The following is a 3,300-nucleotide window of genomic DNA, read 5'->3' as shown; positions in this document are numbered from 1 at the left end:
AGTCATGCGACCATCACCCATGCGGCACCCGCATACGGATATGCGCTGAGCGGGTACGGGTAGGAGATCGACGCCGCAGAGGCTCTTAGCGTGGGGGTGCGCCGTGGATTTCCAGACGGGGCCGGTCCGGGAGGCATCCAGGACCGGGGATTACGGCCGAGTGATCGAACTCGTCCGTACCGACCGGCGGATGACGCAGACCGCCCTGGGCCAGGCCCTCGGCATCAGCCAGTCCGCCGTGTCCCGTCTGGAGAAGAAGGGCACGAGCGCGTACAGCACGGACATCCTGGCGGCGGCAGCGGCGCACCTGGAGATTCCGCCGGCACTGGTGGGTCTCGCCGACGGCCGACAGCCGGGGCCACAGAACGACGGTGACGACGTGGACCGACGACGATTCCTCGGCGGAGCGGTGGCCGCAGCCGCAGCCCCCGCCCTGGCCGTCCTCCCTGACAGCGCAGACGCGACCGGCGGGCAGGCAGCAGCCCTCCGGCTGTCCACCACGGCGTATCGCAGACTCGACGGCACCACGCCCAGCCGGGACCTGTCGGAGGCGGTGCGCGCCCACATGTGCCTGATCCAGACCATCACGCACACAGCGACCGGCGACGCGGACCGGGGCCGCCTGGCAGCCGTCGGCAGCGAGGCCGCGAGTTTTGCCGGATGGCTCGCCTGGGACATGGGTGACAACGGATCGGCCCGCTCCTGGTACGGGGCGGCGGTCAAGGCGGCCCGGTCGGCCGGCGACCCGCTGCTGACCGCCTACCAGACCGGGAGCCTCGCCCAGTTCGAAGCGCACGTCGGCAACGGGGTGGAAGCCCTGAACCTCACCCGTCGGGCCCGGCGCGTACTCGGGTCCTCCCGCCCGGCCGTCGCGGATGCGTGGCTGTCATCCGTCGAAGCTCTCGCCCACGCGGTGGCCGGAGACCGACGCTCCGCCGACAAGGCACTGACGGCAGCTCGCACGGGCGCGGAGAACCTGCCCGAGGAGGCACCGCCGTGGCCGTGGGTGTTCACCTTCACCCCGGCCAAGGTCGCCGCCGCGCGGGTGGCCTGCGGGGGCCGGCTCGGCCTCGCGGACTGGGTCCTGTCCGAGGACACAGAAGCCCTCGCGACCGGCCACGACAAACAACGAGCGCTCCTGGTACTCGACATCGCCGCCGGCCACCTCGCCACCGGTCGCGTTGACGCCGCGTTCGCGCTAGCTTCCCGCGCGTTGGAATCCGGACTCCGCTACCGTTCCGGCCGGATCGTAGAAAGGGCGCGTGCCGTGCGCCGGTCGCTGACCACCAGCTCACCGCCCAAGGTGGTGCGCGAGTTCGACGAGCGGTTGCACGGCGTCTATCTGTAGGAGGACAGACATGCGGGTGGGGATCACAGGTCACCGCGGACTGAGCACAGAGGTCGAGGAGCGCGTGCGGACGCTCCTGGCCGATGCGGTGAGCGGGTACAACGGGGCGGAACTGGTGGGGGTCTCGTGCATCGCTGACGGCCCCGATGCGTGGTTCGCCGAGGCCGTGCTGTCCGCCGGCGGACGCCTTGAGGTGGTCGTCCCGGCCACCGAGTACCGCGACAGCTTGCCGGAGTGGCACCACTCCACGTACGACGCGCTGATGGCCCGCGCGAGCGACGTGCACACAACCGGCATGACCGCGTCCGACTCCGAGGCACACATGACCGGTTCCGAGATCCTCGTCGGGCTCGCTGACGAGCTCGTCGCCGTGTGGGACGGGAAACCGGCATGGGGTTACGGCGGCACGGCGGACGTCGTGGCGTACGCCGAGCGGAACGGCGTGCCGGTTCGGGTGCTGTGGCCAGAAGGTGCCTCACGCTGACAGACGTCCAGTACGGCTCCGTAACTGCCGTCGGGCCAAGCGCCGACGGTGAATGTCGCATGGCTCGTCAAGGCGTCGCGCGGCAATCAGCTCTGGCAGATCGATCGCCCAAGCACTCACCGAGCAGGCCGACACGGGACTGCGAGCCTGCTCCATCCGCCAGGTACCGAAAACCGGATAGGTCATCCGGATTCGCCGTCTGCGCCCGGGCACTGCCCTCTGCCGCCCGAACGCGAAGCAGATCACCGGATGCCAGCGCGTCCTCTCCGAGGTGCAGCACACTTTCGATCGCTGTAGCGGCAGGCTCGCGGTACGAGAGTGCCGCGAGGCTCTGCGAGCTTCGCGAAGGCCGTTGGAGGGGACCTCATCATTCTGGCGACTGCTCGTCCTGGCTTTCGATGACTACACGCATAGGTACTTCGGGTTCGGAAGTTTCTTCTCGATCGCCTTGCGGACGCATTGCAGATTGCCCTCCGGGGCGTCACGGGTCTCGCGGAAGTCAGAGTGCGGGGCCTCGATCGCGCTCGGGCCGCTCCTCGATCCGGAGTGAAACCTGCCTGTGTGGCCCGTGGTAGGTGGCGGGCGTGCAGCCCTTCCGGGGAGCCGGAGCCAGCCCCCCGGCCCGGTCAGCCTTGGTCGCCGTCCGCCTCGGCGGTCCAGTCGTCGTGCAGGTCCTGGTGCCACCACCCAGGACATCCCACATGCCTATTACGGGACATGCAACGGTCGCGGGCCAAGTCCTCGCACCTTCCTTCATTCAATGTGGGCCTATTCGGGCAGCATTCGGAGCTGTCCGGGCAATGCACGACCTGAGCTGGGGTTTTCTCCTCTCGGAGTGCGAATTTTCGCGAGAGTTGCGGGGCTAACCCGCGTGTGGTGCAGGGTGCGGCCTGCGACGCGGAGGGGCCGCGTCTAACTTGCCGCACCTGGGAGTTCAACGTGAACGGTCTCGACACCCGCACCGCCCTGCTGTTGCTGGCAGGTGCCGGCGGCACGTACGTCGCCTTCCTGCACCCCGGTGTGGGCGCCGCGCTTCTCGTGGGTCTGGCCGTCGTCGCTCTGCTCCACAACCTGCTGCGGTGACCCCATGTCCCCGTCACGCTCGCGGCCTGCTGACCGACCCAGAGAACACCATCACCTCGATCGCGAAACTGCTGGGGGTCTCCCGCACCACGCTGTACAAGTACGTACCGGAGCTGGCGGCCGGGCGCGACTCGTTGGCACCGAACGCTCGCGTGGGCCTGCCCGCATCGCGCTGATTAGCTGAGCCTGTGCCGCGTTCGACTCGTGCGGTGAAACGACTTTGGCGTCCTGCCCTGGGGCAGGACGCCGTCATGTCACTGGTGCTGGATCCACCAAAGGGTGCCAGTGACGAGTACGCCGCCCGCGGTCGTGGTGATGCCGCGAACTAGGAGTTGTCTTCAAATGTCACGCCCACATCAGGAGCGAGGCGAGGGTGACGGCTGCC

Annotated in this window: 4 protein-coding genes; all 4 read left to right on the top strand. The window is 68.8% G+C overall.

The features are described 5' to 3' along the window. Positions 1 to 103: 103 nt before the first annotated feature. The 4 genes from ACSLTV_RS35940 (at position 104) to ACSLTV_RS35925 (ending at position 3,091) form a co-directional block, all read left to right on the top strand. The gene (locus tag ACSLTV_RS35940; RefSeq protein ID WP_435613715.1) at positions 104 to 1,348 is read left to right on the top strand and encodes a helix-turn-helix domain-containing protein; all 1,245 of its coding nucleotides are present in this window, start codon (positions 104 to 106) and stop codon (positions 1,346 to 1,348) included. A gap of 10 nt (positions 1,349 to 1,358) precedes the next feature. Beyond that, the gene (locus ACSLTV_RS35935; RefSeq protein WP_030053567.1) at positions 1,359 to 1,832 is read left to right on the top strand and encodes a hypothetical protein; all 474 of its coding nucleotides are present in this window, start codon (positions 1,359 to 1,361) and stop codon (positions 1,830 to 1,832) included. A 939-nt stretch (positions 1,833 to 2,771) separates the two neighbouring features. After that, a complete protein-coding gene (locus ACSLTV_RS35930; protein ID WP_435613714.1) occupies positions 2,772 to 2,915 on the top strand; it encodes a hypothetical protein in 144 nt (47 codons plus the stop codon). Next, positions 2,912 to 3,091 carry a helix-turn-helix domain-containing protein gene (locus ACSLTV_RS35925; RefSeq protein ID WP_435613713.1) on the top strand — a complete coding sequence of 60 codons (180 nt, stop codon included), beginning with the start codon at positions 2,912 to 2,914 and terminating at the stop codon, positions 3,089 to 3,091. Before ACSLTV_RS35930 ends, ACSLTV_RS35925 begins: the two co-directional genes overlap by 4 nt. Positions 3,092 to 3,300 lie beyond the last annotated feature (209 nt).

Source organism: Streptomyces sp. bgisy159 (assembly GCF_965341775.1).
Taxonomy (GTDB): Bacteria; Actinomycetota; Actinomycetes; order Streptomycetales; family Streptomycetaceae; genus Streptomyces.
Note: the sequence above shows the minus strand (reverse complement) of the source record. Positions and strands in the feature narration are given on the sequence as shown.

Coding starts and splice junctions, on each gene's coding strand:
- ACSLTV_RS35935 (WP_030053567.1), top strand. CDS start 1,359: ATGCGGGTGGGGATCACAGGTCACCGCGGACTGAGCACAGAGGTCGAG.